Origin of the sequence: Tenacibaculum sp. L6 (assembly GCF_028823685.1) — a bacterium.
Classification (GTDB): Bacteria; Bacteroidota; Bacteroidia; order Flavobacteriales; family Flavobacteriaceae; genus Polaribacter.
Genome location: NZ_JAPEHZ010000176.1, coordinates 1 through 658, shown reverse-complemented (window position 1 = coordinate 658; position 658 = coordinate 1). Strand labels below are relative to the sequence as shown.

The window sequence follows — 658 nt, the reverse complement described above, 5'->3', positions numbered from 1 at the left end:
TTTATCATAGACACCAATCATCCAATTGTAGACGGCTTGATACGCTTTGAATTTTCAGAATATCCAGCACTAGAAGCCGTACAAACAACACCCTTTAAAAAAGCCATAGTAAGGTATTTATATTGTGAATAATCAATTATCGAACATCGTAGAAAGCCACCTAAAAGGAGGAAGCAATCATGTCATCAAGGTATCGAGTAACGGCGTAAAACTTGTCAAGTCAGCTTCGGCACAGAAGTACGCCTTTACCTTAGAGGACATAGAAAGCAAATACGGTTCGATAGCCCAATTTTTACAAGCCTTACCCGAAAAAGGATTTAGCGGAGCGGTGGTCTTTACCCTACAAAAAACCTATACCAAGGATGGGAAGACCACCTATCACACGCTACAAACACTCACAGAAAAATTAACCCAAGATATGAATGCTACCGACCCTACCACTGCCTTTTTAGGAGCGCCAGAGCTGATGGCAAAGATGGTACAAGCAGAACGTTCGGCAGACTATAAAGAACAAGTACAAGAGCTAAAAGAAACCGTCAAAGACCTGCGTTCTCGCAACCGAGTATTAGAAGAAACCAATAGCTCACTTACTATTAAGTTGGAGACAGCAAAAGAACGAGAAGAACTCAGAGTCGAGCGAGAACTGCTGAAGAAAAAA

1 protein-coding gene is annotated in these 658 nt (G+C 41.5%); it reads left to right on the top strand.

Annotation, left to right across the window (positions count from 1 at the left end):
• Nucleotides 1-124: 124 nt before the first annotated feature.
• A partial coding sequence (locus tag OU788_RS12580; RefSeq protein ID WP_274635478.1) for a hypothetical protein occupies nucleotides 125-658 on the top strand: 534 nt, incomplete at its 3' end.